The organism is Arsenicicoccus bolidensis DSM 15745 (assembly GCF_000426385.1).
Taxonomy (GTDB): Bacteria; Actinomycetota; Actinomycetes; order Actinomycetales; family Dermatophilaceae; genus Arsenicicoccus; species Arsenicicoccus bolidensis.
In genome coordinates this window covers 1-17,238 of sequence record NZ_AUFG01000055.1, presented here as the reverse complement: position 1 = coordinate 17,238, position 17,238 = coordinate 1, and the positions used below count along the sequence as shown (strand labels likewise).

At 71.4% G+C, this 17,238-nt stretch carries 16 protein-coding genes; 11 read left to right on the top strand and 5 right to left on the bottom strand.

All coding sequences use genetic code 11. The features are described 5' to 3' along the window. Positions 1-51: 51 nt before the first annotated feature. Both K313_RS0118065 and K313_RS0118060 read right to left on the bottom strand, forming a co-directional pair. On the bottom strand, positions 52-2,064 hold the full coding sequence (locus K313_RS0118065; protein ID WP_205621901.1) for an ABC transporter ATP-binding protein: 2,013 nt from the start codon (positions 2,062-2,064) through the stop codon (positions 52-54). After that, positions 2,061-3,794, bottom strand: a complete 1,734-nt coding sequence (locus K313_RS0118060) for an ABC transporter ATP-binding protein (RefSeq protein WP_029212807.1) — start codon at positions 3,792-3,794, stop codon at positions 2,061-2,063. Before K313_RS0118060 ends, K313_RS0118065 begins: the two co-directional genes overlap by 4 nt. A gap of 105 nt (positions 3,795-3,899) precedes the next feature. Between K313_RS0118060 and K313_RS0118055 the strand changes: the two genes are divergently transcribed. Continuing rightward, complete coding sequence (locus tag K313_RS0118055; protein ID WP_029212806.1) at positions 3,900-4,808, top strand: RDD family protein; 909 nt, start codon at positions 3,900-3,902, stop codon at positions 4,806-4,808. A 114-nt stretch (positions 4,809-4,922) separates the two neighbouring features. After that, positions 4,923-6,800, top strand: a complete 1,878-nt coding sequence (locus K313_RS22710) for an acyltransferase family protein (protein WP_084413023.1) — start codon at positions 4,923-4,925, stop codon at positions 6,798-6,800. 187 nt (positions 6,801-6,987) lie between these two features. Here K313_RS22710 and K313_RS0118045 read toward each other — a convergent pair whose 3' ends face one another. Continuing rightward, positions 6,988-7,656 (bottom strand): isochorismatase family protein, encoded by a 669-nt coding sequence (locus K313_RS0118045; protein ID WP_029212804.1) that lies wholly within the window; start codon positions 7,654-7,656, stop codon positions 6,988-6,990. 3 nt (positions 7,657-7,659) lie between these two features. Next, complete coding sequence (locus tag K313_RS0118040; protein ID WP_029212803.1) at positions 7,660-8,982, bottom strand: nicotinate phosphoribosyltransferase; 1,323 nt, start codon at positions 8,980-8,982, stop codon at positions 7,660-7,662. Between the two features lie 164 nt (positions 8,983-9,146). Between K313_RS0118040 and exaC the strand changes: the two genes are divergently transcribed. The 9 genes from exaC to K313_RS0117995 all read left to right on the top strand — a co-directional run bounded on the left by exaC (position 9,147) and on the right by K313_RS0117995 (position 16,630). Beyond that, the gene (gene exaC, locus K313_RS0118035) at positions 9,147-10,670 is read left to right on the top strand and encodes an acetaldehyde dehydrogenase ExaC (RefSeq protein ID WP_029212802.1); all 1,524 of its coding nucleotides are present in this window, start codon (positions 9,147-9,149) and stop codon (positions 10,668-10,670) included. Positions 10,671-10,672: 2 nt separating this feature from the next. Next, positions 10,673-11,146, top strand: coding sequence for a DUF779 domain-containing protein (locus tag K313_RS0118030; RefSeq protein WP_084413019.1), 474 nt, complete (start codon positions 10,673-10,675; stop codon positions 11,144-11,146). A gap of 83 nt (positions 11,147-11,229) precedes the next feature. Further along, entirely contained in the window at positions 11,230-11,520 is a 291-nt protein-coding gene (clpS, locus tag K313_RS0118025) for an ATP-dependent Clp protease adapter ClpS (protein ID WP_029212800.1), read from the top strand. Next, complete coding sequence (locus K313_RS0118020; protein WP_029212799.1) at positions 11,521-12,111, top strand: DUF2017 domain-containing protein; 591 nt, start codon at positions 11,521-11,523, stop codon at positions 12,109-12,111. A 149-nt stretch (positions 12,112-12,260) separates the two neighbouring features. After that, positions 12,261-13,187, top strand: a complete 927-nt coding sequence (locus K313_RS0118015) for an ABC transporter substrate-binding protein (RefSeq protein ID WP_240484009.1) — start codon at positions 12,261-12,263, stop codon at positions 13,185-13,187. Between the two features lie 3 nt (positions 13,188-13,190). Continuing rightward, a complete protein-coding gene (locus K313_RS0118010; RefSeq protein WP_029212797.1) occupies positions 13,191-14,180 on the top strand; it encodes an amino acid ABC transporter permease in 990 nt (329 codons plus the stop codon). 11 nt (positions 14,181-14,191) lie between these two features. Beyond that, complete coding sequence (locus K313_RS0118005; protein WP_029212796.1) at positions 14,192-15,028, top strand: amino acid ABC transporter ATP-binding protein; 837 nt, start codon at positions 14,192-14,194, stop codon at positions 15,026-15,028. Positions 15,029-15,056: 28 nt separating this feature from the next. Next, positions 15,057-15,863: a glutamate racemase gene (gene murI / locus K313_RS0118000; protein ID WP_019287723.1), complete on the top strand. Its 807-nt coding sequence runs from the start codon at positions 15,057-15,059 to the stop codon at positions 15,861-15,863. Continuing rightward, positions 15,860-16,630, top strand: a complete 771-nt coding sequence (locus tag K313_RS0117995; protein ID WP_029212795.1) for an MBL fold metallo-hydrolase — start codon at positions 15,860-15,862, stop codon at positions 16,628-16,630. Before murI ends, K313_RS0117995 begins: the two co-directional genes overlap by 4 nt. A gap of 44 nt (positions 16,631-16,674) precedes the next feature. Here K313_RS0117995 and K313_RS0117990 read toward each other — a convergent pair. Then, the coding region (locus tag K313_RS0117990; protein WP_029211546.1) for a DDE-type integrase/transposase/recombinase at positions 16,675-17,238 on the bottom strand (564 nt) is incomplete at its 5' end.

Genomic DNA, 17,238 nt, shown 5'->3' with positions numbered 1-17,238 from the left:
TCCTCGGACCGGCGGCTCCTCAGGCGGACGGCTCCTCGGACCGGCGGCTCCTCAGGCGGACGGCTCCTCGGCGACGGCCCCGGAGAACTGCGCCTGGTAGAGCCGGGCGTAGGCGCCGCCCGAGGCGAGGAGCTGGTCGTGCGATCCCTGCTCGACGATCGCGCCCTGCTCCATGACGACGATCCGGTCGGCGTGACGGATGGTCGAGAGGCGGTGGGCGATGACGAAGCTCGTCCGGTCGCGGCGGAGCCGGTCCATCGCCTCCTGGACGAGGGCCTCGGTGCGGGTGTCGACCGAGCTGGTGGCCTCGTCCAGGATCAGGATCGACGGGTCGGCCAGGAACGCGCGGGCGATGGTGAGCAGCTGACGCTGGCCCGCCGACAGCGACGAGCCGTCGTCGTCCAGCACCGTGTCGTAGCCGTCGGGCAGCGTCCGGATGAAGTGGTCGGCGTGGGCCGCGGCCGCCGCCGAGACCACGGCGTCCTCGGTGGGGTGGGCGGCGCCATACGCGATGTTGTCGCGGATGGTGCCGGTGAACAGCCAGGTGTCCTGCAGGACCACGCCGAACGCCGACCGCAGCTCGCCGCGGGGCAGGGCGCGGATGTCGGTGCGGTCCAGCGTGATCCGGCCGTCGTCGACGTCGTAGTAGCGCAGCAGGAGGTTGGCCAGGGTCGTCTTGCCGGCACCGGTGGGGCCGACGATGGCGATGGTCTGCCCCGGCTCGGCGACCAGGTCGAGGTGCTCGATGAGCGGGGTGTCGGGGGAGTAGGAGAAGGAGACGTCCTCGAACGCCACCCGACCGACGACGGTGCGCTCAGCCGGGCCATCTGCCCGGCCTCCGCCCGCGACGTCGCCGCCACCGGTCGCCGCCACGGTGCGCGCGGGCACGTCGGGGGACTCCTCCTCGGCGTCGAGCAGCGAGTAGACGCGCTCGGCCGAGGCGACGCCCGACTGGAGCATGTTGGCCATGGCGGCGAGCTGGCCGAGCGGCTGGCTGAACTGCCGGGAGTACTGGATGAACGCCTGCACCCCGCCGATGGACAAGGAGCCCGAGGCCACGCGCACGCCACCGATCACCGCGACGAGCACGAAGTTGAGGTTGGACACGAACCACATGGCCGGCTGGATGATGCCGGAGACGAACTGAGCCTTGAAGGCCGCCTCGTAGAGCGCGTCGTTGTGCTCGGCGAACGTGCGCTGGGCACCGGCACGCTGACCGAAGACCTTGACCAGGAGCTGCCCGGAGTACATCTCCTCGACGTGCCCGTTGAGGCGCCCGGTGGCGGCCCACTGCTCGCGGAACTGCGGCTGGGAGCGCTTGGCGATGGCCATCGTGATCACGGCCATGACGGGGATGCTCACGACGGCGACGATCGTCAGCAGCGGCGAGATGGTCAGCATCATGATGATCACGCCGAGGACCGTCAGGGCGCTGTTGAGCAGCTGGGTCATCGTCTGCTGCAGCGACTGGGCGACGTTGTCGACGTCGTTGGTGGCGCGGGACAGGATGTCGCCGCGGGACTCGGTGTCGAAGTAGCGCACCGGGAGCCGCTCGAGCTTGTGCTCGACGTCGTGACGCATCCGATGGACGGTGCGCTGCACGACGGTGGTGGTCAGCCACACCTGCACCCACGTGAACACGGAGGACAGGACGTAGAGACCGAGCGCCCACGCGAGCACCTGCGCAACGGCGCCCGTGTCGACCCCCGAGCCGGGGACGAGGTCGGGCATGCCGGACAGCAGGTCGGCCATGCGCGAGTCGCCGCGCGCGCGAAGCCCCTCGACGAGCTGCTCACGGGTGGCGGCGGCCGGCAGGTGCTGCCCGATCGCACCGGCGAACACGAGGTCGGTCGCCCGGCCGAGGACCTTGGGCCCGACCACCGAGAACGCCACGCCGATCACGCCGAGGACGGTGATCACGAGGATGTGGCCCCGGTGCGCGGTGAGGTCGCGCAGGAGCCGCCGTGCGGAGGCGCGGAAGTCGTCGGGCTTGGCCACGGGTGCGCCCATGGCCATCGGGCCGCGAGCGGGCGAGGTGCGACGCTCCTCGGTGGACGCACTCATGCGGCCTCCTCCTCGCTCAGCTGGGAGAGCACGATCTCGCGATAGGTCTCGCAGGTCTGCATGAGCTCGCCGTGGCGACCACGGCCGACGACCGCGCCCTCGTCGAGCACGACGATCTCGTCGGCATCCCGGATCGTGTTGACCCGCTGGGCGACCACGACCACCGTCGACTCGCGGGTGGTGGGCCGCAGGGCTGTCCGCAGGGCGGCGTCCGTCGCGTAGTCCAGCGCGGAGAAGGAGTCGTCGAACAGGTAGACCAGAGGCCGCCGCACGACCGCGCGGGCGATGGCCAGGCGCTGCCGCTGGCCGCCAGAGACGTTGGTGGCGCCCTGGGTGATGGGGGCGTCGAGGCCGCCCTCCATGGCCTCGACGAACTCACGCGCCTGCGCGATCTCCAGCGCAGCCCACAGCTCGTCCTCGGTGGCGTCCTCGCGGCCCAGGCGCAGGTTGCTGGCGACCGTGCCGGTGAACAGGTAGGGACGTTGCGGCACGAGGCCGAAGCACTCCCACAGGGCGTCGAGGTCGAGGTTGCGCACGTCGACGCCGTCGATCAGCACCTGGCCGGCCGTGGCGTCCATGAGCCGGGGGATCAGGTTGACCAGCGTCGTCTTGCCGGACCCCGTCGACCCGATGATCGCGGTCGTGCGACCGGGGCGGGCCACCAGGTCGATGTCGCGCAGGACGGGGTCGTCGGCACCGGGAAAGGTGAAGCTGACCCCGCGCAGCTCCACGACCCCGCGTCGCTCGACCGGTCGCACCGCCTCGGCGGGCGCCCGCACGGTGGGCTGCGTCGAGAGCACCTCGCTGATGCGCTCGGCGGACACCTGCGCCCGGGGCAGGACCATGAACATCATCGACGCCATCAGCACCGACATGAGGATCTGCATGAGATAGGTCATCATCGCGACGAGGTCCCCGACCTGCATGTCGCCGCTGTCGACCCGCAGACCGCCGAACCAGATCACCGCCACGGTCGAGACGTTCATGATGAGCATGATCAGCGGGAACATCGAGGTCATGAGCCGGCCCGCCGTGACCGCGACGTCGCGCAGCTCGTCGTTGGCGACCGCGAACCGCTCCTGCTCGGCCTGGTCCTTGACGAACGCCCGGATGACCCGCACGCCCGTGATCTGCTCCCGCAGGATCTGGTTGACGCCGTCGACCTGCACCTGCATGCGGCGGAACAACGGGTGCAGCCGCACGATGATCAGCCCGAGGCAGCCGACGAGGACGGGCACGACGACCAGCAGCAGGCCCGACAGCGCGACGTCGTGGCGCAGCGCCATGACGACCCCGCCGACGGCGGTGATGGGTGCGGACACCATCATCACGAGCGTCATGAACACGAGCATCTGGATCTGCTGGACGTCGTTGGTGGTGCGGGTGATCAGCGACGGTGCGCCGAACCTGCCGAGCTCCTCGGCGGCGAACTCCTCGACGGTGCTGAAGATCTCGGCCCGCAGGTCGCGACCGAAGCGCATCGCGGTGCGCGCGCCGTAGTAGATCGCGACCAGGTTGGCGAGGATCTGCACGACCGTGATGGCCAGCATCCAGCCGCCCGTGCGCATGACATAGCCGGTGTCCCCCTGCGCGATGCCGCGGTCGATGACGTCGGCGTTGAGCGTGGGGAGGTAGAGGTTGGCCAGCACCTGCACGGTCTGGAAGATCAGGACCAGGACGAGGGGTCCGCGGTGGCGCGCGAGGTGGCGGCGCAGGATGGCTGACAGCACGGGGACACGGTAGTCCTCGGCACCGACATACCCCATCGGGTTGCCGGCGGCCTCGTCGGCCTGCCGTCGTCCGTGGGCCGCAGGTCGGCGTGGCAGGCTAGGGGCATGACCCAGCCATCAGGGTGGTACGACGACCCCCAGGACCCCACCTACCTCCGCTACTTCGACGGAGTCTCGTGGAGCGACCACCGGGCGCCCAAGGTGGCCCCGCAGGTGGCGCGGTCCCAGATCGGCGAGGGCGCGCACGTCGAGGACTTCCACCTGCGCGAGCGTCAGCGTGAGCAGCAGGCCCGTCAGGCCCAGTCCGGTCAGCACAGCCAGTCCAGCCAGCACAGCCACCAGAGCGACGGTCGTCAGGGGCAGAGCCCGTATGTCGCCCCGAGCGGTGGCCTCGGGGGTGGCGGCACCGCGCAGCCCCCCCGCCGGCAGCAGGCTCCTCATCCCGGCGCCTACGCCCAGCCGGCGCAGGACACCACCCCGGACGGGCAGCCCCTCAGCGGATGGTGGCGGCGGTTCTTCGCCTGGATCCTCGACGGGCTTCTCGTCCTGCTCGTGATGCTGCCGCTCACGGCATACCTCATGCGCGACTGGATCCCGCAGGTGCAGTCCTGGTGGGACGCGGCGATGGCGGCCGCGGCGGCCGGGAGCTCGACGCTGCCGGAGACCCCGATGCCGGGCGCGGCCCTGCAGCTGCAGGTCGCGGGGGCGATGTTCGCCGCCGCCGTGCTCTACGAGGTCGTCTGCCTGAGCCGGTGGGGCCGCACCCTCGGGCGCCTGATCACCGGGATCAGCGTCCGCAGCATCGACGAGGCCGCCCCGGCGCCCGCCGGCCAGATCGCCCTGCGCACGATCGTGAAGAGGCTGGGCGACGTCCTGCCAGGCGCCATCGGCATGGTGTGGATGCTGGTCGACGGCCTCTGGCCGCTGGCCGACCGGCCGCTGCACCAGGCGATCCACGACAAGGTCGGCAAGACCTGCGTGGTGCGCGGCCCGCTGCCGCCCCGCCGGCGCTAGCCCGTTCGGCGGTCATCGGGGACGCACGCCCACGGCCTCCAACCGATCGCGACGCCCCGACGTCACCCTAGGAGTACACCCGCACCACGACCTGCTCCGGGGGGGATCCTCCGCGTGCCCACAGCCCGTCCCGGCCGCGCCGCCTACCTGCCTGGTCTGGACGGCGTGCGGGCTGTGGCGGTCCTGCTGGTGCTGGCCTACCACCTCGGCCTGCCGCAGGCCCCGGGCGGCTTCCTCGGGGTCGACGTCTTCTTCGTCCTCTCCGGCTACCTCATCACCAGCCAGCTGTGGTCGCGGTGGTCGGGCCAGGCCCCGTCCCGCGGCTCCCTCGTGGAGTTCTGGCACCGCCGGCTCCGACGACTGATGCTGGCGGTCGCCGCGGTCGTCGGTGCCACCTCGCTGGCGGTGCTCCTGCTCGATCGCGACCAGGTCCACGCGTTCGTGGGCGACGTGGTCGCCGCGGGGACCTACACCTCCAACTGGTGGTACGTCCTGCACGAACGCTCCTACTTCGAGGCCTCCGGGCGACCACCGGTCCTGCAGCACCTGTGGTCCCTCGCGGTGGAGGAGCAGTTCTACCTCCTCTGGCCCCTGGTCGTGCTCGGCTGCCTGCGGGCTCGCCGGACCGTCGCGGGGCGTCGCCGCCTGCTGCTGACCGTCACCACGGCGGGCGCCATCGGCTCGGCGCTCGTCATGGGGGTGGGGACCGCTCTCGCGGCCGCTCCGGCCCACGCGGACGCGTCGCGCTTCTACTTCGGCACCGACAGCCACGCGTCGGGGTTGCTGCTGGGTGCTGCCTTCGCCGTATGGCGGTGGGGTGCCGGCTTCGACCCGCTCGCCCCTCGGCTGCGGCCGTGCACTCCGTGGTTGGCGGCTGCAGGAGCCGCTGCCACTGCCGCCCTGCTCCTCCTCGTGGCGCGGGTCGACGCCTGGACGCCCTGGCTCTATCGCATCGGGTTCCCCCTCGTGGGCGTCCTCGTGCTCGTCGTCATCGCCGCGGCCACCCGACCTGGGCGCTTCGCGACGCTGGTCGGCTCACCGATGCTGCGCTCGGTGGGCAGGCGCTCCTACGGCCTCTACCTCTGGCACTGGCCCGTCGTGTGCTTCCTGCGCCCCGGCCTGGACATCCCCTTGGACGGCATCTGGGCAGGCGTGGCGCAGCTCGGCGTGATCGTCCTGCTCTCCGAGCTGGGCTATCGCCACGTCGAGGTGCCCTGCCGGCGCGACGGCGTGCGCGCGACGCTGCGCCGCTGGACCCGCCAGCCGTGGCACCGGCCGGCACCGGCCTTCCTTCTCGGCAGCACGGCATCGCTCGTGGCCATCACGGTCGTGGCCGTGCTCACCCCGGCGCCCACCGGGGCCAGCGCCGCGGGGCAGGCCGTCGACGCACTGCCCTCGGTGCCGGCGCCGACGGCCCTCCCGCCGCGGCCGGCACCAGCGCCGACCACCTCGGCCACACCCGCGACGCCGACACCGTCCGCCAGCGCTGCTCCGACGCCCACGGTGTCGGCATCGTCCTCGGCGGCGACCCCTCGCCGGGTGGACGCGGCGACGTCCACGCTGCGCGTCTACGGCGACTCGGTGGCGCTGGGCGCCGAGCCGGGGCTGCGGCACGCCTTCCGCAGGGTCGTGAACCGGGCGGGCGTGGGGGAGCAGGCGGGCGAGGTCCTCGGGAGCCTGGAGGCCGACGCCGCGGCGGGGAGGCTCGGCGACGCGATCCTGTGCTCCACACGGGCGACAACGGGGTCATCGACGGGGGACAGCTGGCGCGCACGCTGGACTCGGTGGGGGACCGCCCGGTCCTCGTCGTCCGACCCCGCGTCCCGCGGCCGTGGCAGCAGCGCAACCTCGACACCATCGACGAGGTCGTCCGTGGGCGCACCACGGTCAAGGTCGTGGACTGGCACTCCGCCTCGGAGGGGCGCCGTGGGTGGTTCGTCTCCGACGGCACCCACCTGCAGACGCCGGGGATCGCGGCGTATGCCGCCATGATCCGCGACGCCGCCGAGAGCATCCGGTCGTAGCCCGACGTGTCTCGGGGCGGCGCGCCTGTCTCGTGCTGCAGGGTGAGACGGCCTCGGTGCGGGTGTCGGGTGGGGTGCGTCTCGGGGTGGCGCGCCTGTCTCGTGCTGCAGGGTGAGACGGCCTCGACGCGGAGACCGGGCGGGGGCGCGCGGCCTCAGGCCGGTCCGAGGCGCGGGGCGCCGACCAGCTCAACTCCCGCCGCACGCAGCTCGCCCAGCGCGCGCTCGGTCGTGTCCGGCGCGACGCCCGCGGTGAGGTCGAGCAGCACGCGCGTGGACAGCCCCACGGCGACCGCGTCCAGGGCGGTGGCCCGCACGCAGTGGTCGGTCGCGATGCCCACGCAGTCCACGGCCGTGATCCCGTGCGACGCGAGCCAGCCAGCGAGCGGCTCACCCTCGGCCGTCAGCCCCTCGAAGCCCGAGTAGGCGGCCGACCGCCGGCCCTTGCGCACGACCACGTCGACCTGGTCCAGGGCAGGGCGCAGCCCCTCGTGGAAGTCGGCGCCCGGCGTCCCGGCGGCGCAGTGCACGGGCCACGTGTCGACGTAGTCCGGCTCCTGCGCCCAGTGGCCGCCGGGGTCCTCGTGCCAGTCCTGGGTGGCCACGACCGCGGCATACCGGTCCCTGTCCGAGCCACTGCCCGAGCCGCTGTCCGAGCCCGAGCCCCAGCCCGCGCCCGAGGCGTCGCGCGAACGCACCAGCGACGCGACGTCCCGCGCCACCGCGGCCCCGCCGGCCACGGCCAGCGACCCGCCCTCGCAGAAGTCGCCCTGCACGTCCACGACCAGCAGCGCCCGCCGCTCGCCCCCAGCCTCGCCCGCCACCGGTCAGCCCTCCACGTCGTCGACGAACTGGGTGGGGATCGCCGGCTCGCCGCGCGACAGGCGTCGTGCCCGCGCCGGCAGCTCGGCCACGGACGCCTCGTGCCGGGCCCGCGCGGCCTCGAGCGACAGGTCGCCGACGATCTCGCCACCGCGGACCAGCTGCACGAGCAGCTCGCGGTCGTTGTCGTCGCCCACCGGGTGCTCGCCGATGCCGATGACCTCGGCCTGCGCCGCGCCGCGCTCGTCGAGCCGGCGCAGGGCGTACTTGCGGCCACCCACCGACGTCTTGGACGCGGAGGCCTTGGCCACCGAGACCCACGTGCCGTCGTCGTCCTTGCGGGCGACGAGCTTGTAGACCATGCCCGCGGTCGGCGCGCCCGAGCCGGTGACCAGCGAGGTCCCGACCCCGTAGCCGTCGACGGGGGCGGCGGCCAGCGCCGCGATGGCGTACTCGTCGAGGTCCGACGTCACGGTGATGCGGGTCTTGGTGGCGCCCAGCTCGTCCAGCTGCTGGCGCACCTCGCGGGCCTGCGCGACGAGGTCCCCGGAGTCGAGGCGCACGCCGCCGAGCTCGGGCCCCGCGAGCCGGACGGCCTCGGCCACGGCGGCGCGGACGTCATACGTGTCGACCAGCAGCGTGGTGCCCTTGCCGAGGGACTCCAGCTGGGCCTGGAAGGCCCGGCTCTCCGTGTCGTGCAGCAGCGTGAACGAGTGCGCGGAGGTCCCGGCCGTCGGCACCCCGAACCGACGTCCGGCCTCGAGGTTGGAGGTCTTGCCGAAGCCCACGATGTAGGCCGCGCGGGCCGCCGCCACCGCCGCCTCCTCGTGGGTGCGCCGCGAGCCCATCTCGATGAGCGGGCGCTCCTCGGCGGCCGTGACCATGCGCGACCCGGCCCCGGCGATGGCCGAGTCGTGGTTCATGATCGACAGGACCAGCGTCTCGAGGATGCAGGCCTCGGCGAAGGTCCCCTCGACGACCAGCAGCGGCGAGCTGGGGAAGTAGACCTCGCCCTCGGCGTAGCCCCAGACGTCGCCGGTGAAGCGATAGGAGGCGAGGTAGTCCAGCGTCGTCTCGTCCACGACCTGGTGCTCGCGCAGGAAGGCGATCTCCTCCTCGCCGAAGCGGAAGTCGCGGATGGCCTCGACCACCCGACCGGTCCCGGCGACGACCCCGTAGCGACGCCCGTCGGGCAGCCGCCGCGCGAACACCTCGAAGACGCAGTCGCGGTGGGCTGCGCCCGAGTGCAGGGCGGCCTGCAGCATCGTCAGCTCGTAGTGATCGGTGAGGAGGGCCGTGCTGGCCACGTTGCGAGTCACGCGAGGCACTCTAACCGCCCCCTACCCCTGCGGGGAGGCAGAGCCCGTATGCCGCCCGCCCACCGTCACCCGGGTGATCCTGGTCGCGCGCGGCCCGGACTGACGTAGCGTGGTGATCCCGGTCACGCCCACCCGCGGCGGCCGACGACCCACCAACGACGATGGGAGCACCGATGAGCGTCTATCCCCAGCCCGGCAGCAGCGAGTCACCGATCGAGATCAAGGAGCGCTACGGCCACTGGATCGGGGGTCGCTGGACCGACCCGGTCAAGGGCGAGTACTTCGACAACCCGACGCCGGTGACCGGCCAGGTCTTCACCAGCATCGCGCGCGGCACCGCCGAGGACATCGACGCCGCCCTGGACGCCGCGCACCGGGCCGCTCCCGCGTGGGGCCGCACGTCCGTCGCCGACCGGGCGAACGTCCTGCTCAAGATCGCCGACCGCATGGAGGAGCACCTCGAGCAGATCGCGGTCATCGAGACGTGGGACAACGGCAAGGCCGTCCGCGAGACGCTCAACGCCGACATCCCGCTCGCGATCGACCACTTCCGCTACTTCGCCGGGGCGCTGCGCGCCCAGGAGGGCGGGATCAGCCAGATCGACGAGATGACGGTCGCCTACCACTTCCACGAGCCGCTCGGCGTGGTCGGGCAGATCATCCCGTGGAACTTCCCGATCCTCATGGCGGTGTGGAAGCTCGCCCCCGCCCTGGCCGCCGGCAACGCGATCGTCCTCAAGCCCGCCGAGCAGACCCCCTGGTCGATCCTCAAGCTCGTCGAGATCATCGGCGACCTGATCCCCGAGGGCGTCCTCAACATCGTCAACGGCTTCGGCGTCGAGGCGGGCAAGCCCCTCGCGTCGTCCCCGCGCATCGCCAAGATCGCGTTCACCGGCGAGACCACGACCGGCCGCCTGATCATGCAGTACGCCAGCCAGAACATCATCCCGGTCACCCTTGAGCTCGGCGGCAAGAGCCCCAACATCTTCTTCGAGGACGTCGCCGAGCAGCAGGACGCGTTCTACGACAAGGCGCTCGAGGGCTTCGTCATGTTCGCGCTCAACCAGGGCGAGGTCTGCACGTGCCCGTCGCGGGCGCTGGTGCAGCGCTCGATCTACGACGGCTTCGTCGCCGACGGCATCAAGCGGGTCGAGGCGATCGTCCAGGCCAACCCCCTGGACACCGACACGATGATGGGCGCCCAGGCCTCCAACGACCAGTTCGAAAAGATCATGAGCTATCTCGCGATCGGTCGCGAGGAGGGAGCCAAGGTCCTCACCGGAGGCGAGAAGGCCGAGCTGGAGGGCGATCTCGCGGGCGGGTTCTACATCCAGCCCACGATCTTCGACGGCCGCAACGACATGCGGATCTTCCAGGAGGAGATCTTCGGTCCGGTCGTGGCCCTGACCTCCTTCGAGGACGACGCCGAAGCGCTCGCGACCGCCAACGACACGCTCTACGGCCTCGGCGCGGGCGTGTGGACCCGGCAGATGCAGCGCGCCTACACGATGGGGCGGGCGATCCAGGCGGGCCGCGTCTGGACCAACTGCTACCACCAGTACCCCGCGCACGCCGCGTTCGGCGGCTACAAGCAGTCCGGCATCGGCCGCGAGAACCACAAGATGATGCTCGACCACTACCAGCAGACCAAGAACCTCCTGGTCTCCTACAGCCCCGACAAGCTCGGGTTCTTCTAGAGATGAGCGATCACCAGCCCGCGGAGCCGGTCACCCCAGCGGTGTGCCCGGCTCCGCAGGAGCGGTCGTATGCCGAGATCCCGCAGCCGGCGCCGTCGCGGGTCGGGCTCACCGAGGCCGCCGCGGAGCTGCTGCGCCGGCTCGTGGACCGCAACGGCCCCCTGATGTTCCACCAGTCCGGCGGGTGCTGCGACGGCAGCTCCCCGATGTGCTACCCCGAGGGGGAGTTCCTGACCGGTGACGCCGACGTGCTGCTCGGACGGCTCGTGGCTCCGGGGCTTCCCGGCATACCCGTCTGGATCTCGCGGGCGCAGCACGCGTCGTGGGCCCACACCCACCTCACGATCGACGCCGTCCCCGGACGGGGTGGCGGCTTCTCGCTGGAGTCGCCCGAGGGCCTGCGCTTCCTGACCCGCTCGCGGCTGCTGACCGAGGAGGAGCGCGCCACCGACCTGCCACCCCCACCAGGATCGTGAGGGTTTCCTCCACCTTCCTTGGACCAGACCCTCACGATCTCGGCGGAGCCAGGGCGGGCGCGCGTCTGCCTAGACTGGCGACCATGTCCGTCGCCCCCGTCGAGCTCGACCTGCCGCAGTCGGACGAGCTCATCGTCCCCGACGTGCCGTGGGTGACCCTCGTCTGGAACGACCCGGTCAACCTCATGTCCTACGTGACCTACGTCTTCCAGGAGTACTTCGGCTACGACCGGGCCAAGGCCGAGAAGCTCATGCTCGACGTCCACCTCGAGGGGCGCGCGGTCGTCAGCTCGGGCACGCGCGACGAGATGGAGCGCGACACCGAGGCGCTGCAGGGCTACGGCCTGTGGGCGACCTACCAGAAGGACGAGTAGATGGCCCAGGCCTTCCGACGCCACGGCGACCGCATCGTCGGGCACCTCGACGAGGACGAGCGGGAGCTCGTCGCCAGCCTGCTGGTCCAGGTGGGGCGCCTGATCCGGGGCATGGGTCCGGCGATCCCCGACCCCACGGGCGACCCGCTGACCGACGCCATGGCGGGCCTGTCGGCCGAACCACCGCGGCGCCAGGCCGACCCGGCGCTGCGGCGGCTGTTCCCCGACGCGCGCCGCGACGAAGGGCAGCAGGCCGAGGAGGAGGCGCAGGAGTTCCGCCGGCTCACCGAGATGGGCCTGCGCCAGCGCAAGGTCGCGACCATCGACGCCGCGGTGTCGCTGCTCGAGCACGCCACCGACCCCGAGGTCCTGACGCTGACGACGGCGCAGGCCGGCCAGCTGACCGTCGCGCTCACGGACGTGCGGCTGGTGCTGGGGGAGCGGCTCGGGCTGCGGACCGACGAGGACGCCGAGGCCCTCGAGGAGCTGGTCGAGCAGTACGGCGAGGACCACCCGCACGTGCAGACCGCCGCGCTCTACGACTTCCTGACCTGGATCCAGGAGACGTTGGCGGAGGCGTTGGTCCGCTGAGCAGCGCGGCTGCCGCTCGCCGCACCTCACCGACCGCTCACGTCACGATTCGGGCGCAGCGCATCCGTCCGTGGCTCGATCCGTTGTCCGGCATGATCATGCGTGGCATGGTTCACACACCGCTCACTCATGCCTATGGAGGTAGCCCCGTGCCCATCCGTCCCGCTCGAGCCTCGGTGGTCGTCGCCGCCCTGGCGGTCGCCTCGTCCCTGTCCCTCGCCGCCTGCGGGTCGGACTCGCTGGAGTCCGGAGGCGCCAAGGCCTCCAGCGCCGCCGGATCGGCCACCGCCGCCGCCAGCCAGGCCGTCGACCAGGCCCTCGCCGACAAGGTGCCCGCCAAGATCAAGCAGGCCGGCGTCCTCAAGGTCGGCTCGGACGCGTCCTACGCCCCCAACGAGTTCATCGGCGACGACGGCAAGACCGTCACCGGCATGGACGTCGACCTGTTCACCGCCGCGGCGCAGAAGCTCGGTCTCAAGGCGGAGTTCCAGAACGCCGAGTTCCCGTCGATCATCCTGGGGGTCACCTCCGGCAAGTTCGACATCGGCGTCTCGTCCTTCACGATCAACGCCGACCGCAAGCAGAAGGTCAACATGGTGCAGTACTTCAACGCCGGCACCCTGTGGGCGGTCAAGAAGGGCAACCCCAAGCAGGTCGACCCGGCCAAGGCGTGCGGCCTCAAGGTGGGTGTCCAGAAGGGCACCGTCCAGATCGACGACCTGACGGCCCGCTCCAAGAAGTGCACCGACGCTGGCCAGCCGGCCATCACCCAGATCGTCGAGACCGAGCAGTCCAAGGTCACCGCCGACCTGTCCTCGGGCAAGGTCGACGCCATGGCCGCCGACTCCCCGATCACCAACTACGCCGTCAAGCAGACCAACGGTCAGCTGGAGAAGGTCGGCGAGCTCTACGACTCCGCGCCGTACGGCATCGTCGTCCCCAAGGACCAGCAGGCCCTGGCCGAGGCCATCGGTGGGGCGTTCGCCGCGATGGAGAAGTCCGGGGACTACAAGAAGGTCCTCGAGAAGTGGAACAACGCCGACGGCGCCGTCACCGCGTTCCCGGTGAACCCCTGATCCATGGCTGATTCCGTCTCGAGGTCACCCCAGCAGGGACAGCCGGTCAGCACGACGGACCGGCCGGGCGCCATCGACGCCCGGCCCGTCCGGCACCCCTGGCGCTGGGTCGCCGTCGCCGTCATCCTCGTCCTCCTGGCCATGATGGTGAGCTCCTTCCTCACCAACGAGCGCTGGGACCTGGCGTTCATGGTCAAGGTCATGAACTACAAGCCCGTGCTCAACGGCCTGCTGATGGGCACCATCCTTGGCACCCTCGGTGCGATGGTCATCGGCGTCACGCTGGGCGTGATCCTCGCCGTGATGCGCCTGTCGTCCAACCCCGTGCTGACGTTCACGGCCGCGGCCTACACGTGGTTCTTCCGCTCCATCCCGCGGCTCGTCCTGCTGGTCATGCTGGGTACCGGAGTCGGCTACCTCTACCCCGAGCTGACCCTGGGCGTACCCTTCGGCCGGCAGCTCGCGGGGGCGCTGGGCCTCGGGACCGACCTGACCATCACCCAGATCGACGTCAACGCCTTCTCGTCCACCCTGTGGGCCGGCATCATCGGGCTCGGCCTGTCCGAGGCGGCCTACATGGCCGAGATCGCCCGCGCCGGGATCCTGTCCGTCGACCAGGGGCAGCGGGAGGCCGCGCAGGCGCTCGGCATGCCCGGCGGCAAGACCATGCGCCGGATCGTGCTGCCGCAGGCCATGCGCGTCATCGTGCCGCCCACCGGCAACGAGACCCTCGCCATGGTCAAGGACACCTCGCTGCTGTCGGCCGTGCCGATCAGCGCCGAGCTCTTCTACCAGACCCAGGTCATCGGGCAGCGGACCCTGCAGATCATGCCCACGATGATGGCGGCCGTGTGCTGGTACCTCGTCGTGTGCTCGGTCCTCATGGTCGGCCAGCTCTACCTCGAGCGGCACTTCGGCAAGGGCTTCGGGACCCGGCCCAGCAAGAAGGACCAGCAGGTCAACCGCCTGCTCGCGACCACGGGGAGCCACTGATGAGCAGCCGTATGACGGAGCCCGCCGCCACCGGGCGTGACGGCGACGCGCGAGACGCCGGCCGGGCCGGCATACCGTTGGTGCACGCCGTCAACGTGCACAAGGCGTTCCACGGCAACGAGGTGCTCAAGGGCATCGACATGGACGTCCACCAGGGTCAGGTCGTGTGCCTGCTCGGGCCGTCCGGGTCGGGCAAGACGACCTTCCTGCGGTGCATCAACCAGCTCGAGTCGATCGACGGCGGCCGCATCTGGGTCGACGGCGACCTCATGGGCTACCGCGACGTGGGCGGGCGGCTGCACCACCTGACCGACAAGCAGGTCGCGGCCCAGCGGCGCGAGATCGGCATGGTGTTCCAGCGGTTCAACCTCTTCCCGCACATGACGACGCTCGCCAACGTCATGGAGGCGCCGATCCAGGTCAAGGGGGAGCGCAAGGCCGAGGTCAGGGAGCGGGCCGTGCAGCTGCTCGACCGGGTCGGCCTGGCGGAGAAGGCCGACGCCTATCCCAGCCAGCTGTCCGGCGGGCAGCAGCAGCGCGTCGCGATCGCGCGGGCGCTGGCGATGCAGCCAAAGCTGATGCTCTTCGACGAGCCGACGTCCGCGCTCGACCCCGAGCTGGTCGGCGAGGTGCTGACGGTCATGCGCGAGCTCGCGGCCAGCGGCATGACGATGATCGTGGTGACCCACGAGATGGCGTTCGCCCGCGAGGTGGCCGACCACGTCGTCTTCATGGACGCCGGGGTCGTCGTCGAGCAGGGCCCGCCGCGCGAGGTCATCGGCAACCCGAGGCACGAGCGGACCCAGGCCTTCCTGTCGCGGATGAGGTCGGAGTCGCACGACGGCTGACGGCCCGCCAGCCTCTATCCTCGGTCGGGTGAGCGACGCACCCATCGGCATCTTCGACTCCGGCTACGGGGGTCTCACGGTGGCCCGGGCCGTGCTCGACCAGCTGCCGAGCGAGTCCATCGCCTACCTCGGCGACACGGCGCGGGCGCCATACGGCCCCCGCCCGATCGCCGAGACCCGCCGCTATGCGCTGGAGTGCCTGGACCGGCTCGTCGACCACGGCGTCAAGGTCCTGGTCATCGCGTGCAACACCGCGAGCGCCGCCGTGCTCCACGACGCGCGGGAGCGGTATGACGTGCCCGTGGTGGAGGTGATCCGGCCGGCCGTGCGACGCGCGGCCGCCGCCACCCGCAACGACGTCGTCGGCGTCATCTCGACGCGGGGGACCCACCAGAGCCGGGCCTACCCGGACGCCTTCGCGGCGGCCCCGCAGATCCGCGTCGTCAGCCAGCCGTGCCCGCGGTTCGTGGAGTTCGTGGAGTCGGGGGTGACGGGCGGTCACGAGGTGCTCGAGGTCGCGCGCGGCTATCTCGAGCCGGTCATCGCCCAGGGCGTCGACACCCTCATCCTCGGCTGCACGCACTATCCGCTGCTCACGGGCGTCATCTCCTATGTGATGGGAGACACGGTGACACTGGTGTCGTCCGCCGAGGAGACTGCCAAGGACGTCTACCGCGTGCTCGCCGACGGCGACGCGCTGCGACCGGCCGACCAGGGCCCTCCGTCCCACGGGTTCACCACCACCGGCGACCCCGAGGAGTTCCGTCGGCTGGCGCGGCGCTTCCTCGGCCCCGAGGTGGACACCGTGTTCGCCGACGACAGAGGTGCCCCGTGAGAATGACCGTGATCGGATGCTCGGGGTCCTTCCCGGGGCCGCAGTCGCCCGCCTCCTGCTATCTCGTGCAGGCCGACGACGAGGCCGGCCGCACCTGGTCGATCCTGCTCGACCTCGGCAACGGCGCGCTCGGCGTGCTGCAGCGGCACCTGGCGCTCGACGAGATCGACGCGGTCCTGCTCTCGCACCTGCACCCCGACCACTGCCTGGACGTGTGCGGGCTCTACGTCACGCGCAAGTACTCCCCGGCCCGCGCGGACGGCGGGCGCCTGCCGGTGCACGGCCCCCACGGCGTGGAGCGGCGGATGGCCGAGGCCTACGGCGGCGAGGAGGGCTCGGCGCTGGCCCGTCAGCTCGACTACCGCGAGTGGGAGGCCCGGCAGCCGGTGCGGATCGGACCGTTCACGGTCACCCCGATCCCTGTCAACCACCCCGTCGAGGCCTACGGCCTGCGCGTGGAGGCGGACGGGCAGGTGCTGGCCTACAGCGGCGACACCGACTCCTGCCCCGAGCTGTCCGAGCTGTTCACGGCGGCGACGCTGGCGCTGGCGGACTCGGCGTTCGTGGACGGGCGCGACGAGACGCGCGACATCCACCTGACCGGGTCGCGCGCGGCCGCCGCGGCGGTCGAGGCCGGGGGAGTGCAGCGGCTGATGCTGACGCACATCCCGTCCTGGAACGACCCCGAGGTGTGCCGCGCCCAGGCCGCGGCGGTGTGGGCGGGCGAGGTCGAGCTCGCCGAGCCCGAGCGCACCTACCCCCTCTGACCCGCCGCCGGCAGAGGCATCGACCGGCCTTCGTTCGGAAGTTGTCAACCTGTCTTGGACAGGTTGATGCCGACGGTGCCCGGTGGTGTCTTGGCGCGGGGTGGTTTGCGGTACCGCTCGGGGTGCTCGCGGTAGTTCTTGTCGAGCGTGGCTTGGCGCTGGGCGTGGATGGTCTCGACCTGGCCGGTGTAGACCTGCTCGGGCGTGAAGTTGGCCAGGCCACTGTGGTGGTGCTCGGCGGCGTAGCGACGCAGGTAGGCCTCGATCCAGGCGCGGGCCTCCTCGACGGTGGCGAAGAACTCGGGCATGTCCAGGTCGTACTTGATGGTCTTGAACAGGGCCTCGCTGAACGGATTGTCGTCCGATGCGTGCGGGCGACTGAACGAGGCCTGTACGACCTGCTCGACGTCGTCCAGCAGCTCGGCCAGGTCCCTCGAACGCATCTGTGCCCCGTTGTCCGAGTGCAGGACTTTCGGGCGCCCGAACGCGGTGAACGCCTGCGCGAACATGTCCACCGCGTGATGACGTGACCCGTCTAGCTCGACCCTGAACCCGATCGGGAACCGGGAGTACACGTCCATCACCAAGAACAGCTGGTAGCAGGACCG

What these genes read in the sequence shown, in the direction of transcription:
- clpS (WP_029212800.1), top strand. Translation starts at nt 11,230, where the DNA reads ATGTCCGTCGCCCCCGTCGAGCTCGACCTGCCGCAGTCGGACGAGCTC.
- exaC (WP_029212802.1), top strand. Translation starts at nt 9,147, where the DNA reads ATGAGCGTCTATCCCCAGCCCGGCAGCAGCGAGTCACCGATCGAGATC.
- K313_RS0118065 (WP_205621901.1), bottom strand. Translation starts at nt 2,064, where the DNA reads ATGAGTGCGTCCACCGAGGAGCGTCGCACCTCGCCCGCTCGCGGCCCG.
- K313_RS0118005 (WP_029212796.1), top strand. Translation starts at nt 14,192, where the DNA reads ATGACGGAGCCCGCCGCCACCGGGCGTGACGGCGACGCGCGAGACGCC.
- K313_RS0118030 (WP_084413019.1), top strand. Translation starts at nt 10,673, where the DNA reads ATGAGCGATCACCAGCCCGCGGAGCCGGTCACCCCAGCGGTGTGCCCG.
- K313_RS0118020 (WP_029212799.1), top strand. Translation starts at nt 11,521, where the DNA reads ATGGCCCAGGCCTTCCGACGCCACGGCGACCGCATCGTCGGGCACCTC.
- K313_RS0118055 (WP_029212806.1), top strand. Translation starts at nt 3,900, where the DNA reads ATGACCCAGCCATCAGGGTGGTACGACGACCCCCAGGACCCCACCTAC.
- K313_RS0118010 (WP_029212797.1), top strand. Translation starts at nt 13,191, where the DNA reads ATGGCTGATTCCGTCTCGAGGTCACCCCAGCAGGGACAGCCGGTCAGC.